Genomic DNA, 19,527 nt, shown 5'->3' with positions numbered 1-19,527 from the left:
GCATCAATAATCATGGTATTTAAACGTCTTTCATTGATTGTCGCTATTGCTTTATCAGGCAATTTCGCTCTTACCCAAACTACCCAAAAGCCCTGGCATGGCGTGCAAAGAGAAATCCATTATCGTCCCGATGGTGAGGATTTTGTTTTGGTAAAAGGTAAAAAAAGATTCAATAGAGCCTTGTATGGAACAAATACAGCGTTTCGTGTTGAAACAGGAGATTTACCAGAGTTTGCGTTGTATATGCCTGGGATGGGAGGGAATTTGAAGTTCGGCATTATCTCAGGCGATCAAAGCAAATGGATCATCGATGCGGCGAACATTGAAACAAGGTACAGGCCAGGTAGCATGCTGTACATCATTAAGGATCCTTTGCTCGGTACTGGAGAGTTAAGACTTTCTGTAATGGCAAGAGCAGATGCGGAAGGTATCATTATCAAAGCAACAACAACAACCATAGGTAAGGACCTAAAACTTATAACCGTTTTTGGAGGCGCTACAGGGAAGAAGTTCTCCAGGGATGGAGACATTGGTGCAGATCCTGAATCCTCTTTTTACCTGAAACCAGAGTACTGCCAGGATAATATCATCAATATTTCCAAGAATAGCTTTGATCTGTTCTACGGTAAGGGGAAGGTATTATCGGAAGCAGAACGATATGAGATTGACCATTTCCCTGATAAAGCGAAAGAAAAAGGAACACTGCAAGAGAAGAAGCTTCTTGCAGGCTTGTTCCCGGAAGGTGTGATCCTTAAAGTTGGGGATGCTGAACGTTTAACGACTCCTTCCGAAGTTGTAAACTCTTCATCTCAAAAAAGTCCTGTTATGGTAGCGAGTTTGAAGCTTTCCGCCAGCAGAGATTACTATTTCTCTGTCCAAAATCCCGGTACCAATAAGTTGAATCAATATAATGCCCTTGCTACTGCATATGATAAAGCCGAGAAGAGAAGGAAAGAAATAGCCGGCCGTGTAAACCTCAATACTCCCGATCCATACCTGAATACTTTAGGTGCAGCTCTTTCAATGGCCGAGGATGGAATATGGGAACATCCAACATACCTGCATGGGGCAATAGCGTGGAGAATGCGGCTTAATGCCTGGAGAGGCCCATATGTAGCAGATGTGTTGGGTTTATCTGATCGGGCCAGAGCTCACTTCAGTAGTTATGCAAAGTCGCAGGTGATAGAACCTGCAACCGGACCGGTTGTGATGGATACTGTTCTGCATCTTGCTCGCCATCAGGAAAAAATGGGTACTTCTGTTTTTAGCAGCGGTTATATTTCCCGTAATCCTAACGATAATACAAAGCCTCATCATTACGATATGAACCTCGTATTCTTTGATCAGCTGTTAACTCATTTTAACTATACTGGTGATATAGAATTCATTAAAGAAATGTGGCCTGCTATAAAACGTCATCTGGCATGGGAGAAGAGGAACTTTGATAACGATGGGGATGGATTATATGATGCTTATGCAGCAATATGGGCGAGTGATGCGTTACAGTATAGCGGAGGGGGAGTAACACACTCTTCGTCATACAACTACCGTGCAAATAAACTAGCAGCACAACTGGCTTCCATGGTTGGAGATGATCCGCAACCATATACAGCGGAAGCAGATAAAATATTAGCGGCTATCAATATGAACCTTTGGTTACCTTATAAAGGAACTTATGCAGAGTATAAAGATCTGTTAGGATTAAAATTAACGCACCCTTCTCCTGGTTTATGGACTATCTACCATGCGCTAGACTCTGATGTTCCAAATCCGTTTCAAGCCTATCAATCCCTGCGCTATATTGATACTGAAATTCCACATATCCCAATCCTGGCAAATGGTTTTGAAGACAGGTCTCTTTATACACTTTCTACAACGAATTGGCAGCCGTATGATTGGTCACTGAATAACGTAGCTCTGGCCGAAGTTCTGCATACTGCTTTAGCCTATTGGCAAGGTGGGAGACCCGATGAAGCCTATCATTTGTGGAAGAGCAATATTTTAGAAAGCATGTATCTGAGCTCTAGTCCCGGCGGTTTCGAGCAGCTTTCCTTTTATGATGCGATTAGGGGGGAATTGTACCGTGATTTTGGAGACCCCGTGGGTATGGCTGCAAGATCTTTAACTGAGGGACTGTTCGGAATAAAACCTAATGCTCTTTCAGATACATTGCTTATAAAACCTGGTTTCCCTTCCGACTGGAAGTACGCGTCATTTAACATATCTACCCTTGGTTTCGATTTTAAAAGAACCGGTAATACAGATACCTACGTCCTACGCCAGGCATATCCGAAAAGGATGAATTTGAAGTTACAAATAAGGGCCTGGAAGGATAAGATAAAGTCAGTGACAGTTAATGGGGTCAAAGCAAATTGGAAGGCAATAGAAGGGGCAGTTGGCTACCCAGCATTTGATATCGTGGCGGCAAAAGCTCCAAAATTCGAGATAATTATAGAATGGGATGGAGCAGAGATTGCTAAGCCGGTGTTTGCCGAGGCCTTGGTAGGCAATGCGTTTGAAACAGTAATAGGGAATGGTCAAGATATCTCCTTAGAGGACCCGCAGAAAGCTTTGAAGCAGGAGGGGAGAAGTAGCACATCTATTTTCAGTTCCGCAGGTAATAAAACAGTGTTCTTAAAGGCAAGACAGGGGGATTTCTCCTGGTACAGACCTATTAATGTAAAAGTTAAAGAGCAGGTGGAAGTTCTTGCTGAGCCAGAACAGCGCGAGCAGGGTTTAGCAGTATCGTTTAAAAATAACGGTGAGGCTGTAAAGGGTAGAATGATCATAAATCATGGGAAGAAGGCTTTTCAAAAAGAATTGAGTTTGCGTGCCGGAGACTCTACTTCGGTATCGGTAGATCCAGCTTTTCTTAGCTCTGGCACAAATACAATCCGTTTCGAGTATGGTGAAAAGGCAAGCGAGACTAAAGTAATAAATTGGACTGTAAGGCCGCGATTAGCTAAAGTGGTAAACGTTGATTTGATCCGAGCGTTCAATGATCAGGTCTCTAATATATTCAAAAATTTATATTTGAGTCCCCGACCGAAAGGCCCTACTTTACAGCTACCATGGCAAGGCATAGGCAATTGGTGTTATCCTTTGATTACTGCAAATATTGATGATTCTGGGTTAAAAGCGGCAGCAGGTAATAAGAACCTGGTTAGTCTGCCTAACGGTGTTTCATTTGCTACACCTTCTCTCTCCAATGCAAAAAATATTGTTTTCACATCTAAATGGGACAATTACCCAGATTCAGTGAATATTCCTCTGAAAGGAAAATTTTCTCATGCTTACTTCTTGACGGCCGGTTCTACAAATCCTATGCAGACGCAAATGGACAACGGGGAGTTGGTAGTCGTCTACAAGGATGGAACTTCAGAAGCCCTGGCACTAAGGAACCCAGAGACCTGGTGGCCCATTGAGCAGGATTATTTTACTGATAATTTTGCATTTAAAACTGGCGCTCCAAAACCCTACCGCGTCTATTTCAAAACCGGGGAAATAACAAGGGATTTTAAAAATTTCAGCAGCATAAAAGGTTATTCCAACTATGCAATAGATGGAGGAGCGGGAACAATTCTTGACCTGCCGCTAAATCCAGACAAAGAGTTGAAGGAGCTGCGATTGAAGACGCTGACAAACGACGTTGTGATCGGTTTAATGGCAGTAACGCTGGTTGAATAGCATAAAAGACGAAGGCCTGAAATTAAATTCAGGCCTTCGTCTTTTATGCTAACTGAACGTCATCCTCTACCTATTATCCCTATTTCAACTGCTTGGAATTTGCTTTAGGACTTGAGATTTTAGTACCGTTCACTTTAACCTTTTTAAACTTTAGTCCGGTAACATTGCCAACCTCGAAATCATTTGTTTTTAATTTTACATCTACATTTTTAACGGTGATGTTCTCGATAGTTGCTCTTTCGTGACCTATAACTTGTCCGAAGGAATTTCCTGTGCCTCGCACATTGGAAATGCTTACATTCCTTACTAAAGCTTTTGGCGGTTCTTGCCCCTTCAGATCAAAATACTGGGTCCAGGGAGAAACCTTAAATATTACCCCTCCATTTTCCATCGTAATATTACTGATGCTGACATTCTCGTACTGCTGTGGTGTGTCAGGACGAAGTTTAAGTCGCAGCACTGTCGGACCCTTAGTAGTACAGTTTTTTACAACTACATCACGAACTACAGTGGCCTCACTTCCAAAAGTTACAATACCCCCACCTGCAGCATAAATACAATCTGAGATATTAACGCGTTCAACTGCGGGGCTATCCTTATCTTGCATTGCAAATGGCCCTTTTGAACCTTTAAGTGCAATACAGTCGTCCCCTACAGAGAAGTAGCAGCCTTTTATGCTAATATCCTGAGAGCTGTCTACATCAATACCATCAGAGCTGGGACCGCGGTTTGGGGTAGGGCCAGAAGGAGCTATGAAGCTGCAGTTCTCTACCAAGGCATCCTTACACCGGTAAATATGGAGGTTCCAAAAGCCGGAGTTCAAATACTTGACTCCGCTGATCTTTATATCTTTTGAGTTTTGGATAAACATCAATCTGGGTCTTTCCACACTAAGGTTGGTTGTCTTTTTATCCCTTTCCCTTCTACCATAAAACTCTTTGTAAAAAGGTTCTCCACTGCCGTCCAGGGTGCCTGGTCCACTAATGCGAAGGTGATCTACCTGGTCACCGTTAATAAGGGCTGCGCGCCATGGCTCAAAATGCCCTTCAATCCTCGTATTTAGTTTCACATAGTCGTTAATATCGGTTGAGCCTTTTAAAACTCCACCTTCCTTCAATTCTAGGTTAACCCCCGGCTTCAGGAATAGAGAGCCGCTAAGAAAAACTCCCTGGGGCACCACAAGCGTACCGCCGCCATTTTCCGAACACTTATCGATAATGCTTTGAATGCTTTTCGTATTTAAGGTTTTGCCATCTCCGATAGCTCCATGTTCGGCTATGTTATAAATTTTATCTGCCTTTCTGATTTCAAGTAATGGTGCTGGAGGTACTTTTGAAAAGTTACCTGCGTTAGCGCTTGCAATCAGAATAAATGAAAGACCCAGGAGGCCTACAGGTTTATTGATATTCATTGTGTTGCTTTTTTTGATCCGACATTATCAGCTACAAATATGATCGGCATTTTCATGGTTGCATAATCTTATCAGAAAAGTTGGAGTAACAATTTAGTCGCAATTATTATTTGAAAGGTTTAAGCTTGAATATCAGCATATTTTGATTTTTCTTAGTAATGGAGGTAACCCTTTATTTCTTTTGTTCGTAATGTGGTTAGAATTTAGATAGGGACATGGGAAAATGTATTTACGCTATCGATCAGGATAGAGACACTTTAGATTTCCTTGAATTGGTATTAGTTGCAGAGGGGTATGAAGTTATAACCAACTCTTCAGGAAATAACCTTTTAGAAGAGATAAAGAAATATGATCCTCAACTAATACTGCTTGGGAATAAAGTGGGTAGGCGTACCGGTACAAGTATCAGTAAGGAATTGAAGATGGACGATATGGCAATAAATATTCCTGTTATCCTATTACTAGAAACGTCAACTTCCTACTCAAGTGTCCATCTTATCGGCGCTGATGATTTTCTGGTTAAACCTCTTAACATTAACGTTCTACTTCAAACCGTTGAAGAGTATCTGCTCGCGAAGGTGATCCATTTTGTTCCCGCTCATGGTGTATATTTCGATCAGGACTAGCAGGATTCCAGAACCATGGTTATAATTGTTTAGAAGCTTATTTTGACATACACTTGTTGAGGTAGCTTTATGGCCGCTTCTAGTGCTCCGTTTCCTGATTATACATTCTATGTCATAATTCTATTCCTACCTAAACCCCCTGCTCTAAAGATCTTACTTTTGTCGCTTAGTTGGTGTAAGAAGTACAATAAGTGAGAAAGAAGTTATTACCTCTTGCTCTGGGTGGATTGGGAATTGGTTCCACAGAGTTTGTTATGATGGGAATATTACCCGATGTAGCTAAAGAATTTAGTATTAGTATTCCGCAAGCAGGACATATGATCTCTGCTTACGCACTCGGGGTGGTAATAGGAGCACCCACCCTCGTAGCACTCAGTAGTAAAATTGCTCCTAAAAAGATCCTCTTTGGCCTGATGGCCTTGTTTACTGTATTCAATACACTGTCAGCGTTCGCGCCTAATAATACGATCTTATTTTTCTCAAGGCTTTTATCCGGCTTACCACATGGTGCCTTTTTCGGAGTAGGATCAGTGGTTGCAAGTCAGTTGGCCGATAAAGGAAAGCAGGCTCGTGCTATTGCTATAATGTTTAGTGGACTAACAGTGGCTAATCTTGTAACCGTGCCTATTGGCACCTATATTGGTCATGAATATTCGTGGCGGTATACTTTTGCCAGCATCGGTATAATAGGCCTCATTACACTGGCTTCTATTTACTTTATACTTCCTTCATTACCAGCCAGAAAGGAAAGTAATATCAGATCAGAATTGAAAGTTTTCAGTAGGTTGGACCCTTGGTTGATATTCCTGATTACGGCTATTGGTACCGGTGGCTTATTTTGCTGGATAAGTTACATAGCGCCACTAATGACAGAAGTCGCCAGATTCAAATCATCTTCGGTTCCTTATATTTTAATTGTCGCCGGGTTTGGAATGGTTGTTGGGAACTTTATAGGAGGAAAGCTTGCAGACTCGCTGAAACCAGCCTCCGCAACCATTGTACTTCTTTTTGCGATGGCGGTTACCCTGGTATTGATCTATTTCTTTTCGGAAAGCCAAATTGCGTCTATAATACTGACGTTTATAGCAGGTAGTTGCTCTTTGGCATTAGCTGCTCCTATTCAATTATTAATGATAGATAGTTCCAAGGGTGCAGAGATGCTCGGAGCTTCTATAACACAAGCTGCATTTAATCTTGGTAATGCCCTGGGTGCATATTTAGGAGGACTTCCTGTTGCGGCAGGATTAGGATACACATCTCCTGCAATGGTTGGTGTACTTATGGCTCTTGGAGGGGCTGGTTTTGCATGGATACTGATTGCCAAACGAAAAAAAACAGCTGCTATTCCTGAACATGAAGAAAGTTTAGGGAGTCCTGCTTATGTTCCCTGAACAACTAAATAAACACTAGCGTCCCTGATCTAGAACATGACAGAAAGCGTTTTGCATACTTATGCAAAACGCTTTTTTATTTTTATGTCTGCATACTAATCTGTTATGTTTTTTAGCGGTTAAATTTCACTTTCTGGCACATTTTTTCTATCCATAAAGTACATCCACACACGTACAACAAAATATACACTAATATCTATGACAAGAAAATTTACCTTACTCATTGTGTTGGTTATTCCATTACTAACCAATGCACAAAAGCTGTATCGCAAATTTAGTGTAGGTGTCGGCACAGGGTTAGCCTATAGCCATGGTGACTTAAGAGGTAGGGAGGGAAAAAACGTTTACATAGGCAACTTGGAGTACTTTTTCACACCTTATATAGTTGGAAATGGCGAGCTGCAGGTAGGAAATATGGCTGGTTACGGTCTTGAAACCAATCGCTACTTTCGCTCAGAATTCAGGTCTGTTACAGGCAATCTCAAGCTATACATGGGGCGTTTAACCGATAGGTTCCGAGGACCTTACGCTTATAAAACTAAACTTTCCCAGTTGTTTGAGGGGTTATATGCAGGTGCCGGAGCGGGAATGATTAAAAGCGCCCAGCAAGAAATCTACAGACAAGAAGATAATGATCTATACCGGGGTTGGGATACAGACCGTGATTTGATTTTTCCTGTGAGTGTAGGACTTGATAATTCCAGTTTCAATTCCCGTATTGTGGCTGGAGTACGTTATCAGTACGCCTTCGGACTTGGGGATAATATGGACGGCTATGCTATCAAAGGATCAACCAGGGATATGTATAGCACAATTAGCGTTAGTTTGAAATATAGATTCGGTTCCGAACACCGTTATTTCCAGTAATAGCAATAGCGGATAAGAGTTGAAACAAATTGCTGATTCTGCAGAGATTTGTTTAATTTCCGGTTTCAATATCTTCGGCTCCTGCTTCCATAAGCAGGAGTATTAATTTTTAAATTGTACTTCTGAATGAATTATAGAATATTAATCTGCTCTGTTAATCTCTTCCTCCTTTCTTCATTTTGCGTTTTTGCACAGGAAGTATCAAGGGTATCAATTATTCCCGAACCAGTGCAATTAATACGGAACGAAGGTTATCTGGTATTACCTGAAGAGATTTTTATAAAGGTCCCGATTTCAACAGAAGTTAGCCAAACAACTAATTTACTGAGAAAGAAGCTTGGGGACGTTACAGGCTACCGGATTTCGACCACTCAAAGGGATGAGCAGGCTAACGTAAGATTAACGCTCAATACACAACCAGACACTTTATTGAAAAATGAAGGTTATCAGTTAATCGTAACACCGAAGAGCATTTCTATCAGAGCAAATACTCCCGCCGGCCTCTTCTATGGCGTACAGTCCCTCTGGCAATTATTTCCCAAAGAAATAGAGAGTGATAAACTTGTGAAAAATGTAAAATGGCAGATTCCTTGTGTTTCTGTTACCGATTATCCTAGGTTTGGATGGAGAGGATTGATGTTTGATGTATCACGGCATTTTTTCACTAAGGAGGAGGTAAAGCGGTACATCGACAATATGGTTAAGTTTAAGTATAATCTACTGCATCTTCATCTTACCGATGATGAGGGGTGGAGGATACAGATAAAAAGCTTCCCTAAATTAACAGAGGTAGGAGCATGGCGGGTGAACAAAGTTGGCTACTTCGGAACCTTTTCCGCACCTGCAGCAAATGAGCCTAAAGACTACGGAGGTTTTTATACACAAGACGATATAAAAGAATTGATTAAGTACGCGGCAGACAGGTATGTCAATATTATGCCTGAGATAGATGTGCCTGGCCATAGTTTAGCTGCTGTTGTTTCTTATCCCGAACTTTCATGTACCCCTGGTGTTGAAAAGTACAATGTGCGTTCTGGAGAGCCAATTATGGACTGGTCGCGTGGGGCACCACCGATAGCCCTTATTGATAACACCCTCTGTCCTGCTAATGAAAAGGTATACGAGTTCCTGGATAAGGTGATCTCAGAGGTTGCTGCACTTTTCCCCTTTGAATATATTCACATGGGAGGCGATGAAGCCCCTCATAATTTCTGGGAAAAAACTCCTGAGATCAAACAGTTGATGCAACAACAAGGACTTAAAACAATGCAAGAGGTGCAGGGATACTTCACGAAAAGGGTAGAGGCGATAGTTCAATCTAAAGGGAAAAAATTTATAGGGTGGGATGAGATATTAGATGGTTCACCCTCCAAATCGACAGCGGTAATGAGTTGGCGTGGAGTGGAAGGTGGCATTAAAGCTGCCAGCGCAGGTCACGAGGTGGTAATGAGTCCAAGTACTTATGCCTATCTGGATTATATGCAGGGTGATGTTTCGATTGAACCGAGAGTTTACGCTTCTTTAAGACTGAATAAGGCCTATCAGTTTGACCCGGCAGCAAACATATCTAATCCTTCTTTTATTAAAGGCGGTCAGGCAAACCTATGGACAGAACAAGTTTACAACACGCGTCACCTTGAATATATGTTATGGCCAAGAGCTCTTGCTATCGCTGAATCAGTTTGGTCGCCCTTAAACAGAAAGAACTGGACAAATTTCTATACTAAAGTTGAAGAGCACTTCAAGCGCTTTGATATTGCCGAAGTTAAGTATGCCCCTAGTATGTATGATCCAATATTTACTGTTTCTGGTGGGGCTAATAATACTGTTGTTATGGAACTAACAACGGAAATTCCTGGATTAGATATCTATTATTCATTTGATAACTCCTTCCCCGACTCATTTTATCCTAAATATAAAGCACCACTTACCATACCTAAAGACGCTGTTAACTTACGTGTTATTACATATAGGGATAAAAAGCCGGTAGGCCGGATGATCACGGCTTCGGTCGCAGATTTGAGGGCCAGGGTAAGAAGGAAATAGGATAGTACAAGGTGTATTAAAAGTCTTTACTTTCATTAGGTTCTGTTTTAGGACTAAAAAAGTTTGAGACGACTTTAAAGAAAGGTGGGCAGAGTGCCCAACCTGTTCCATCCTTCTTAATTCGGAAATTGTGGCTGCTTACTTGGGCCTGAAAGTTTGAGAATCAGTGATTTGAGGTGATAAGGCTCCGTTGTACCTAATTTTGGGCCTAATAGGTGGAAAAATTTGTAACATTCTTGTGGGTTTTTCTGGATGAAAAATTTTGAGGCTGCGCATTTCTTTTTATATTAGCACTGTAACCAATAAGTAGTAATTACTTTACCATTTTGTAACTGTACGGATGTTTTATGCGATTGCTAGAACACCTATTTTAAAATTTATAGTCTTTTTAGTCACGTTAAAATTTTAGAATGTAGAGACATTAGGAGATGAAAGCGTCGGTGTGCCTTAAGTAAGAAAGTCTGACCTTCGATATTCATGATTGCTAATCTTTCATTTTTTACGCCAACGTTGGAAATTAGGGCTTTACTGCACACCATCTTTAACTTAAAATATCAATTATGAATTAGAAACAGACACTAGCCACTTAATTAAACCATTTTTGTAATAAGGGCAGTCCTTATTCACCATTTATTCTATAACCAATTTAATAATCTTAAAATGAGAAAAGCTCTATTTCTGCTGAGCATGCTCGTTGGTATCCTACAACATGCATACTCTCAAGGACAAACGGTAACAGGTAAAGTGACCGATCAAACTGGCGAAGCTCTTATTGGAGTAAGCGTAATTATTAAAGGAAAAACTGCAGGAACCTCTACTGATGTAAAAGGTAATTACAAAGTAAGTGTCCCTCCGAACACAGTTCTAGTGTTTAAATACATTGGCTTCAAGACCAAAGAAGTTTCTGTTGGAAGCCAATCTTCAGTAAATGTAACTCTTGAAGAGGAAGGGAAAACATTAAATGAGGTAGTAATTATCGGATATGGTACTGTAAAAAGGCGAGATTTAACCGGTTCAGTTGCGTCTGTCAGCGGACAAGATATTGCAGCGACACCCGTACCGAATGCAGCTCAAGCGATGCAAGGTAAGTTGCCCGGTGTGAAAATCACAGCACAAGACGGACGTCCCGGTGCTGATATTGCCATTCGTGTTCGAGGGGGTGGTTCTATATCTCAGAGCAATCAACCCTTAATCCTTGTTGATGGAATACCGGGTAATCTGGCTGATATTGCCGGTGATCAGATTGAAAGTATTGATGTTTTAAAGGATGCTTCTTCTACCGCTATTTATGGTGCACGGGGAGCAAATGGAGTGGTACTTGTTACGACGAAAGCAGCAAAAGCCGGAAAAACAACAGTAACTTATAGCGGCTATGTGAAAAATAACCAGCCAACTAAGTATTTGGAAGCTTTAAATCCCTACGACTATTTAAGATATGTTTGGGCTAATGCTGCGGCTAATGGAGTTGCCTATCAGACACCTTTCGAGAAATTCTACGGACTCGGAGCCAATGCCGGTACTAATACGGGAGGAATCGAAAGCTATAGGAATCTTGCTTCTGATGATATTCAAAGAGATGTTTATAATCAATCTACTTCATGGAACCATGCTTTGACGTTAACAGGAGGAACAGATAAGACAAAGGTTCTCTTCTCGGTGAACTATACCGATGATCAGGGAATGAAGATCAACTCGTATTATAAACGCGCAAATGCTGCATTTAAACTAACGCAAAAGATCCGGGAAAACTTAACATTTGATTTAAACACCCGCTATACACGTACTCCTACACTTGGAGATGAGGGGACATCAAGCGGCGGAGGGTCACTGTTATCTACTTCTTATCGTTTCCGCCCAATTGCAACCGGCAATGTTTTAGGAGATGTAAATGCAGTTAGGACTGGTAATATAGAACAGTACGGAAAAAATTCCATGTGGGACACTTACAGTCCCTCTGCCAGAATCAGGGATTACGAACCTTATAACAAGAACCAAAACGCTGTTGCAATAACATCTTTAAATTGGGGAATTGTTAAAGGCTTGACTTATCACACAGATTTTAGTTTAAATACTGCCTGGAACCAGAGGAAATATTGGTCAGGGGCAGTTTTTAGAGGGTACATAGAGGATGCTACTGGTACAAAGCTGAATGCGGGAGATGCTGACTTCAGGAAAAGCGATAGTTGGAATACCCGCTGGACTAATACCCTGACTTATGATGTTAATATTAACAAATCAAACAAATTAACAATATTGGCTGGGCAGGAAGTAGCTAACTCTGGAGGAAATATTCTTTCCGTGCAAGCTACCCGCTTCCCGGCTAACTTTGATAAAGAAACAGCCTTTGCCCAGATCAACCAGTATGACCAAACTAACGGCTCAGCTATATTTTCTTCAAATGTTGATTTCCCTAATAGAATGTCATCCTTTTTCGGAAGGGCAAATTATTCACTTTTAGACAGGTATTTGGTGACTTTAACGTTTCGTGCGGATGGCTCATCTACCTTCGGTCCTAACAATAAGTGGGGATATTTTCCGGCTGCAGCCTTTGCGTGGAGAGTATCAGACGAACCTTTTATGAAAGGTATAAACTGGCTAGATAATCTAAAGTTCCGGGCATCTTATGGTGAAGCTGGTAACGATAGAATCAATCCGAGCTTATTTATTCAAAATTGGGGATCTGTAACGGATCAAAGGAATCAGTATGCTATCAATCATGTACGTCAGGCAGCTTATCAGGTTGGTGGTACTCAAGCAAATCCTGATTTGAAATGGGAAACTACAATTACTCGTAATGTTGGTACTGATTTCGGATTGTTTAGAAGTAGATTGTCTGGTACAATCGACTTGTATTGGAACTCTACGAAGGATTTGTTGACAGGGATTTCTATTCCAGGAATTACAGGCTTTAGTAATACTACTAAAAATGTTGGCCAAACGAGTAACAAGGGGATAGAATTATCTCTTACAGGAACTATTTTCAAGAGCAAAGATTGGAGAGTAACGGCTGGTGGTAATATTAACTTTAACAAGAGTAATATTGATAGGTTAGCTCCTGGTGTTACTGGCCTTTATGGAACGAATTGGAATAGCGCGGGGACTTACCCTACTTTTGATTATATCTTAACGGAAGGAAAACCAGTTGGACAGGTTAGAGGATTAACATATGATGGCTTTTACACGCCCGATGATTTCACATATAATAATGGCATGTATACTTTAAAGAATGGTATTGCCGATTTAACTAACCCAATATTACAAATTGTGCACGGCCTTAGTGCCTCAAACCGTCCAACTGGACAAATTGCATATCCAGGACTTCCTAAATTCAAGGATTTGGACAACAGTGGTAAGATTGATGACAAAGACCTGGGAGTGATTGGCAAGATGAATCCACTCCATACCGGCGGCTTTAACTTCGATTTAGGTTATAAAAACTTCGATTTAGGTTTGAACTTCAACTGGAGCTATGGCAACGATATTTATAACGTAACAAAATTAGCTACGTTGTATGGGCCTAAAGAAGCCGGCGTATATGAGAATAAACTGGCTATCATGAATAATTCCTATAAAATCTATGATGTAGTAAATGGCCAGCTTGTGAGGTTAAATACTCCGGAACAATTAAACGCGGCAAATGCTAACGCCACATTACCCCTCGCTTATAGCGAAGGTGGCCCAACTTCAACATTAGGAATAGAGGATGGGTCTTTCCTACGCTTAAACACATTGACTTTAGGATATAGACTTCCAAAAGCTTTCATTTCTAAAGCTGGAATAGGGAGCTTATACCTATATGGCAGTGTTTATAATTTACTTACCCTAACAGGGTACAGTGGCCTTGATCCTGAGGTTAGTGCAAATGAGGGTTTCAATAATCAGCAATATCCTACCATCGGCTTAGATTATGGTGCTTATCCTCGTGCAAGGTCTTTCGTATTCGGTTTAAATGTTAATTTCTAAAATTTAAAGTAATGAGAAGATTAAAATATATATTAGGAATTGCAGTCTGTCTGACTTTCACCAAGTGTAAGGAAGACTTCCTTGATGCAAAATCTCCATCAAGCGTTGACGATGAATTTGTTACTTCAACTCCTGCAGAAACCTTTAAAATTCTTTCCTGGGGCTACGCAAATTACCGGCAAAATAGTATTATGGGTACCTACAGATGGAATGATCCAATAGGATCTGACGCTGAAATTTATCCCGAGGATAACTCCAGCAATAATTTAAATGCTATTTTAAAGCCAGAGCTTCTTACTATTGACGCAGTATCAGGAGGATTTAACGGACTTTATGCAACCATTGCTCGAGCGGCAAAAGCAGCTTCACTTATCGCTGAGAAAGCTGAATACAAAGAGGACATCGCCGCTGGGAGAACCTCTGCCTGGACTCAATTGTATGGCGAGGCAATTACTATGAGAGCCTTTTGCTATTATGACTTGATAAAACACTTCGGAGATGTTCCCTACGGGTACGAAAATACAATTATTGAAGACTATACTTTAACGTCACGTTTCGTAATTTATGACAATCTTATTGAAGACTTGAAGCGAGTGGAACCTTTCATGTATAGAATAGGCGAGGGAGGAATCAATGCAGAACGCTTTTCCAGAACACTATGCAATGCATTAATTGGTCAGATCGCACTTTCTTCAGGAGGTTACCAAACTATCAGAACAGATATCGGTGATTTGTACGGAAACGTAACTTTCACAAAGAAGGGCAACGAGGTTAATAAATCCGTATATGCAAGGCGTTCTGATTACTTGAACTATTATCAAATTGCAAAGACTTATTTTCAGAAAGCGCTGGATAACAAAGGATCAGCTGGGTTGATCACCGCAGATACAAGAACGGTTGCTAAGAATCCATTTCAACGGCATTTTCAATATGCACATGATCTGCAGGTGAGTCCGGAATCATTATTTGAAATCGGTAATTACCAGGTGGGCCAAACTTTAACCAATGGTGAATATCCCTATGCTTTTGGCCGACCATCTGATGGAGGTAGTGCCAATGCAGCACCTACAAAGGTTTTTGGTGCCCTTCGTATTGTCCCCACAGTTTACTATGGTGAATACAGGAACGATGATAAAAGGAGAGATGTAAGTGTTGCTGTGACGGGCAGTAAGGGAGATGGCAACGAAATGATGCTATCATTTGTGCCGGGAAATAAGAATACAGGTGGAATTTCAACGAATAAGTGGGATGATAATCGTATGAATCCCCCTTACGTTGCAGCTCAAAGAGCTTCGGGAATGAACTGGCCGGTGTTACGGATGGCAGATGTAATTTTGATGCTTGCGGAAGCAAAGGCGGAGCTCGGCGAGAATGATGCGATCGATCTGGTGAATCAGGTCCGCCAAAGAGCATTTGGTAATTCAACTAATAATCTTCCGGCTTTATCTGGGCAGGCATTGAAGGAAGCTATTTTACAAGAGCGCAAGCTAGAGTTACTAGGAGAGGGCACCCGTCGCTGGGATCTAATTCGCTCCGGTACTTTTCCTGAAAGAGCAATAGCAGTTCAGCAGGAGATGGCAACCATGATTAATAATATCAGAACACAAGGTTACCATCGCTTTTCGAACGGAAATGAAATACCCGCCTACATTTGGACTAAAATGGTTAATTTACCGAATCCTTTAACCTTCGATCCGGATGTTTCTAACCCGGCTCTTTACCCGGGATGGAGAGGACAGTACGATTATACAAAAATACCGGCAGTAGCAAGTAAGGTTGTTGGAGTTAATCACAATGTTGCTATACAAGGGCTGTTCCGCTATATTGCTCCAGGAAGTGCAGAGGCTATCGCTTTGCAGGCTCAAGGGTATGTTAGAACTAATTGGGGGATTGATATTGCTACCCATGAGTCTGTTTATAAAAGGAATCTTTTGTCAGGAATTACTTCTGCAGGTGATCCGCCAAGATATTATTGGCCAATTCCTTCAGAGACGATCCGTCAGTCTAAAGGAAAAGTTACCAATGGTTATGGATTGCCTCAACCATAAGTACTAAAAAGGATATAAATAGCAATGGGATAAATCTTCTGCATGAAGTTTTATCCCATTGCTATTTTAGGGGGATGAGAATATTATTTTTTAAAAGATTGGCATCACCTTTGTTTTAATTAGGCTTTAACAGATAACTATGGGATTATTAAGATTATTAGTCACAGGAGCTGCAGTGGCAGCGGGTGCACACTATATTACTAAAAAGCGTCCTGATGGAACTTCAATTGCAGATGATTTAAAAGCAAAGGCTCCCGAATGGATGGAAAAGGCTAAGCCTTACACTGATAAAGTAAAGCCCTATATTGATCAGGTTAAAGGTCAGTTTGCGAAGGTTAGCTCACAGCAGGGATCTACTCAGCAAGGAAACTATCCGAATAAGTATGATAACTTTTCTGCAGATCCAGATCCTTCTTATAGTTCGTAGAAGGGTTGGTTGAATGATTGTTATAGTAATACAAGAGGCTATCCAAGTAATTTATTTGGATAGCCTTTGCGTTAATTAGTCAAAGTTGCTACCGGTGACAATTTTGGCCTCAAATTTACCTTCGGTCATTGGTTTAGTTTGATCTAAGGCATTTTCCAGGGTGCCAGAGAAGGTTCCTTTAACCTCTCCATTAGTAGAAGATGTAATTTTAATTACTCCATCTTTAGCAGCAAAAAGGGCGGCAGGATTACTTATTCCGGCTGCAGTAACGTAGTGGATACTGTTTTCCTCATCATCAACGTTATAGTCTCCTGTGCCATGAAACTCACTGATATATAAGGTCAATGTTTCCGTTTCATTAATGCCCCCAATAACTGTTAAGTCTCCTTCGTCTTTATGAGCAAATAAGGTAGTACTTGTTTTAGCTGTTCCATCAAATTTCCAGCTCATTTTGGTTGATTTGATATCCTCCAGGTCATCAACTTTTTCTGCGTCATCTTTTTTACAAGAAGAAAAACCTAAAGCTACAAGAGAGATTGTTAAAAGAATAGATGTAATTTTTTTCATAAAATAAAACGTGTTAATTATTAATTCTGTAACCGATACGGGACTTCAAACTGGAACATTACACACGAATTAAAAAAAATCAAAAAAAGGCCTGTCACTTGTCAAGATATATATTTGGGGAACCTTCCAAAGTCTTAAAATTTCAGATCTGTTTTCACTTTGTCAATCGTGTAATATTTTTGATAAGCTGGCGAATTTACCTTCGTTTATAAATTTTGTTTTTTAATTAGGCCTCACAATATTTTAATACCATGAAACGTATAGCCTCATTACTAATTTGCTTTTTACTTTTTGAAGGAGTTTCAGCTCAAACCAATGAAGAAGTTGTTCGAAAAATTGCCGATCAGGTAATCAAAGAAACCGTCCTTGGATTTGAGGATACCGAAACAAAGAAGTTCTATCAATCCTCTACAGACATCCCCGAAAATGTAAAAGTAAAATATGCAAGTCCCTATACTGGTTGGCATTATGCCCATGGAGTTTTAAACCTGGCAATGATCAATTTGGGAAATTACTTGAATGATCCGAAATATTTTAACTACGCCACTCGTCATGTGGCCTTTGGTTTTGACAATTACCGAACATTCCAACAGCGTTTTAAAAATGATGTAAAGCATTACACCTATCCATATGGTGAGTTCTTCACAATGGAGGAGCTTGACGATTTCGGAGCTATGAGTGCAAGTGTTATTGAGGTTTATGCAAAAGATCCGAGACCTGAATACAAGACTTATGTAGAAAAGGCTGCCAACCACTTAATTAAGGAAAGACCTAGAATGCAGGACGGAACTTTTGTGAGAGCATTTCCCCATAAGATGACCCTATGGGCTGACGACCTTTACATGAGTGTTCCTTTTCTTGCTAATATGGGAGCGTTAACGGGGGATAAGAAATATTTGGATGATGCGGTTAAGCAAGTGAAAAACTTTCATAACTATCTATGGGATAAAGAAAAAGGTATTTATTGGCATACCTATTATACTGATTTAAAGAGGAATGGTGTAGCGCATTGGGGAAGATGTAATGGATGGATGTTATTGTCTAAAGTACGTTTACTGGATAAATTGAGTGATAATGATTCAAGGAAGAAGGACATCAAAAAGTTATTGGAAGAGCAGATCCTGGGATTGGCCCACTATCAGAATGGAGATGGATTATGGCATCAAATCCTGGATAAGGAAGATTCTTATTTGGAGTCTTCTTGTACAGCCATGTTCGTTTATGGTATCGCACACGCTATTAACGAAGGCTGGATTGATAAGCGATATGCTTCTATTGCAAAAACAGGTTGGGAAGGTTTGAAGAAACATAAACTCAACGAACAATACCAGCTAAAGGATATTTGTGTAGGTACTGGAATCCAGGACAACTTGCCGTTCTACTACAATCGACCGGTAGGACTAAATGAAAAGCATGGAACTGGTCCGCTTATCGATGCGGGTGTAGAGATCTTAAAGCTTGAAAAGCTGACAAAAAAGTAAGGTCAGGGGACCTAAAACAAAAGACGGAATTTAGAGAGGTTTCTATTGCAAAACCAAGTCTCTAAATTCCGTCATTTAAATTTGTATGTCGGTCTTAAGACAACGTCTCTTATTTGTAGATCTCTTTTTTAGCTGAAGCCAAAGTGTTTTTTAATAAGCCAACAATGGTCATTAATCCAACACCTCCAGGAACAGGGGTGATCCAGCTTGCTTTAGGAGCAACGTTTTCAAAATCCACATCTCCGTAAAGTTTATATCCGGACTTAGTAGTTTCAGAAACTTCCCGGTTAATTCCCACATCAATTACAACAGCTCCTTCCTTTACCATATCAGCAGTTACGAAGTTCTTTTTACCTATGGCAGCTACAATAATATCGGCAGAACGTATAACCTCCTCAAGATTTTGAGTACGGCTGTGGGTAAGGGTTACTGTACAGTTTCCCGGGGCAGCGTTCCTTGCCATAAGGATGCTCATTGGGCTTCCTACAATATTGCTTCTTCCGATCACTACGCAGTGCTTTCCTGATGTTTCAATCTTGTATTCTTCAAGCATAAGCATTATACCGTAAGGCGTAGCTGGAATAAAACAAGGAAGATTACGCATCATTCTTCCAAGGTTGATAGGGTGGAAGCCATCCACGTCTTTTCTGTGATCTATTTTCTCTGTTACTTTCTCCGGATCAATATGTTTGGGCAGAGGCAGCTGAACAATTAGTCCATCTACTTCCGGATCCTGGTTGATCTCCTCCACCTTAGCAAGAAGTTCGGCCTCAGAAACGGAATCATCGTATCGGATCAGGGAAGATTTGAATCCTACCTTCTCACAGTTCTTCATTTTGCTGGCAACGTAAGTTTCACTCCCTCCGTCATTTCCAACCAAAATGGCAACGAGGTGCGGTTTACGTCCGGTAGTTGCTAATACTTCTGCAGCCTCGACTGCTATTTCTTGTTTCAGTTTTTCTGAAACGTATTTTCCATCTAGTAAATTCATGTAGCTCTAATTCCCTAAGCCT

Annotated in this window: 12 protein-coding genes; 9 read left to right on the top strand and 3 right to left on the bottom strand. The window is 40.7% G+C overall.

Features of this window, described 5'->3' with window-relative positions; all coding sequences use genetic code 11:
- The first annotated feature begins 12 nt into the window (after positions 1-12).
- The gene (locus tag J4N25_RS03940; RefSeq protein ID WP_207420844.1) at positions 13-3,687 is read left to right on the top strand and encodes a DUF4450 domain-containing protein; all 3,675 of its coding nucleotides are present in this window, start codon (positions 13-15) and stop codon (positions 3,685-3,687) included.
- A gap of 79 nt (positions 3,688-3,766) precedes the next feature.
- Here J4N25_RS03940 and J4N25_RS03935 read toward each other — a convergent pair whose 3' ends face one another.
- Positions 3,767-5,098, bottom strand: coding sequence for a glycoside hydrolase family 28 protein (locus J4N25_RS03935; RefSeq protein ID WP_207420843.1), 1,332 nt, complete (start codon positions 5,096-5,098; stop codon positions 3,767-3,769).
- Positions 5,099-5,313: 215 nt separating this feature from the next.
- Between J4N25_RS03935 and J4N25_RS03930 the strand changes: the two genes are divergently transcribed.
- The 7 genes from J4N25_RS03930 to J4N25_RS03900 all read left to right on the top strand — a co-directional run bounded on the left by J4N25_RS03930 (position 5,314) and on the right by J4N25_RS03900 (position 16,466).
- Entirely contained in the window at positions 5,314-5,724 is a 411-nt protein-coding gene (locus J4N25_RS03930; RefSeq protein WP_207420842.1) for a response regulator, read from the top strand.
- 191 nt (positions 5,725-5,915) lie between these two features.
- Positions 5,916-7,115 (top strand): MFS transporter, encoded by a 1,200-nt coding sequence (locus tag J4N25_RS03925; protein WP_207420841.1) that lies wholly within the window; start codon positions 5,916-5,918, stop codon positions 7,113-7,115.
- A 198-nt stretch (positions 7,116-7,313) separates the two neighbouring features.
- Complete coding sequence (locus J4N25_RS03920) at positions 7,314-7,982, top strand: hypothetical protein (protein WP_207420840.1); 669 nt, start codon at positions 7,314-7,316, stop codon at positions 7,980-7,982.
- A 126-nt stretch (positions 7,983-8,108) separates the two neighbouring features.
- Positions 8,109-10,028 (top strand): beta-N-acetylhexosaminidase, encoded by a 1,920-nt coding sequence (locus tag J4N25_RS03915; protein ID WP_207420839.1) that lies wholly within the window; start codon positions 8,109-8,111, stop codon positions 10,026-10,028.
- A gap of 660 nt (positions 10,029-10,688) precedes the next feature.
- Entirely contained in the window at positions 10,689-13,991 is a 3,303-nt protein-coding gene (locus J4N25_RS03910; protein ID WP_207420838.1) for a SusC/RagA family TonB-linked outer membrane protein, read from the top strand.
- Between the two features lie 11 nt (positions 13,992-14,002).
- Positions 14,003-16,039 carry a RagB/SusD family nutrient uptake outer membrane protein gene (locus J4N25_RS03905; protein ID WP_207420837.1) on the top strand — a complete coding sequence of 679 codons (2,037 nt, stop codon included), beginning with the start codon at positions 14,003-14,005 and terminating at the stop codon, positions 16,037-16,039.
- Between the two features lie 139 nt (positions 16,040-16,178).
- The gene (locus J4N25_RS03900; protein ID WP_207420836.1) at positions 16,179-16,466 is read left to right on the top strand and encodes a hypothetical protein; all 288 of its coding nucleotides are present in this window, start codon (positions 16,179-16,181) and stop codon (positions 16,464-16,466) included.
- A gap of 75 nt (positions 16,467-16,541) precedes the next feature.
- Here J4N25_RS03900 and J4N25_RS03895 read toward each other — a convergent pair whose 3' ends face one another.
- Positions 16,542-17,033, bottom strand: coding sequence for a DUF6252 domain-containing protein (locus J4N25_RS03895; protein WP_207420835.1), 492 nt, complete (start codon positions 17,031-17,033; stop codon positions 16,542-16,544).
- A gap of 251 nt (positions 17,034-17,284) precedes the next feature.
- Here J4N25_RS03895 and J4N25_RS03890 point away from each other — a divergent pair, with 251 nt between their 5' ends.
- Positions 17,285-18,514 (top strand): glycoside hydrolase family 88/105 protein, encoded by a 1,230-nt coding sequence (locus J4N25_RS03890; RefSeq protein ID WP_207420834.1) that lies wholly within the window; start codon positions 17,285-17,287, stop codon positions 18,512-18,514.
- A 109-nt stretch (positions 18,515-18,623) separates the two neighbouring features.
- Here the strand turns inward: J4N25_RS03890 and J4N25_RS03885 are convergent, their stop codons facing one another.
- Entirely contained in the window at positions 18,624-19,505 is an 882-nt protein-coding gene (locus J4N25_RS03885; RefSeq protein ID WP_207420833.1) for a bifunctional 5,10-methylenetetrahydrofolate dehydrogenase/5,10-methenyltetrahydrofolate cyclohydrolase, read from the bottom strand.
- Positions 19,506-19,527: the final 22 nt, after the last annotated feature.

The sequence above is a fragment of the Desertivirga brevis genome (assembly GCF_017355835.1).
The sequence above is the reverse complement of the archived record's forward strand: the minus strand, read 5'-3'. Positions and strand labels throughout refer to the sequence as shown.

Coding starts and splice junctions, on each gene's coding strand:
- J4N25_RS03920 (WP_207420840.1), top strand. CDS start 7,314: ATGACAAGAAAATTTACCTTACTCATTGTGTTGGTTATTCCATTACTA.
- J4N25_RS03940 (WP_207420844.1), top strand. CDS start 13: ATGGTATTTAAACGTCTTTCATTGATTGTCGCTATTGCTTTATCAGGC.
- J4N25_RS03900 (WP_207420836.1), top strand. CDS start 16,179: ATGGGATTATTAAGATTATTAGTCACAGGAGCTGCAGTGGCAGCGGGT.
- J4N25_RS03910 (WP_207420838.1), top strand. CDS start 10,689: ATGAGAAAAGCTCTATTTCTGCTGAGCATGCTCGTTGGTATCCTACAA.
- J4N25_RS03895 (WP_207420835.1), bottom strand. CDS start 17,033: ATGAAAAAAATTACATCTATTCTTTTAACAATCTCTCTTGTAGCTTTA.
- J4N25_RS03905 (WP_207420837.1), top strand. CDS start 14,003: ATGAGAAGATTAAAATATATATTAGGAATTGCAGTCTGTCTGACTTTC.
- J4N25_RS03915 (WP_207420839.1), top strand. CDS start 8,109: ATGAATTATAGAATATTAATCTGCTCTGTTAATCTCTTCCTCCTTTCT.
- J4N25_RS03935 (WP_207420843.1), bottom strand. CDS start 5,098: ATGAATATCAATAAACCTGTAGGCCTCCTGGGTCTTTCATTTATTCTG.
- J4N25_RS03930 (WP_207420842.1), top strand. CDS start 5,314: ATGGGAAAATGTATTTACGCTATCGATCAGGATAGAGACACTTTAGAT.
- J4N25_RS03890 (WP_207420834.1), top strand. CDS start 17,285: ATGAAACGTATAGCCTCATTACTAATTTGCTTTTTACTTTTTGAAGGA.
- J4N25_RS03885 (WP_207420833.1), bottom strand. CDS start 19,505: ATGAATTTACTAGATGGAAAATACGTTTCAGAAAAACTGAAACAAGAA.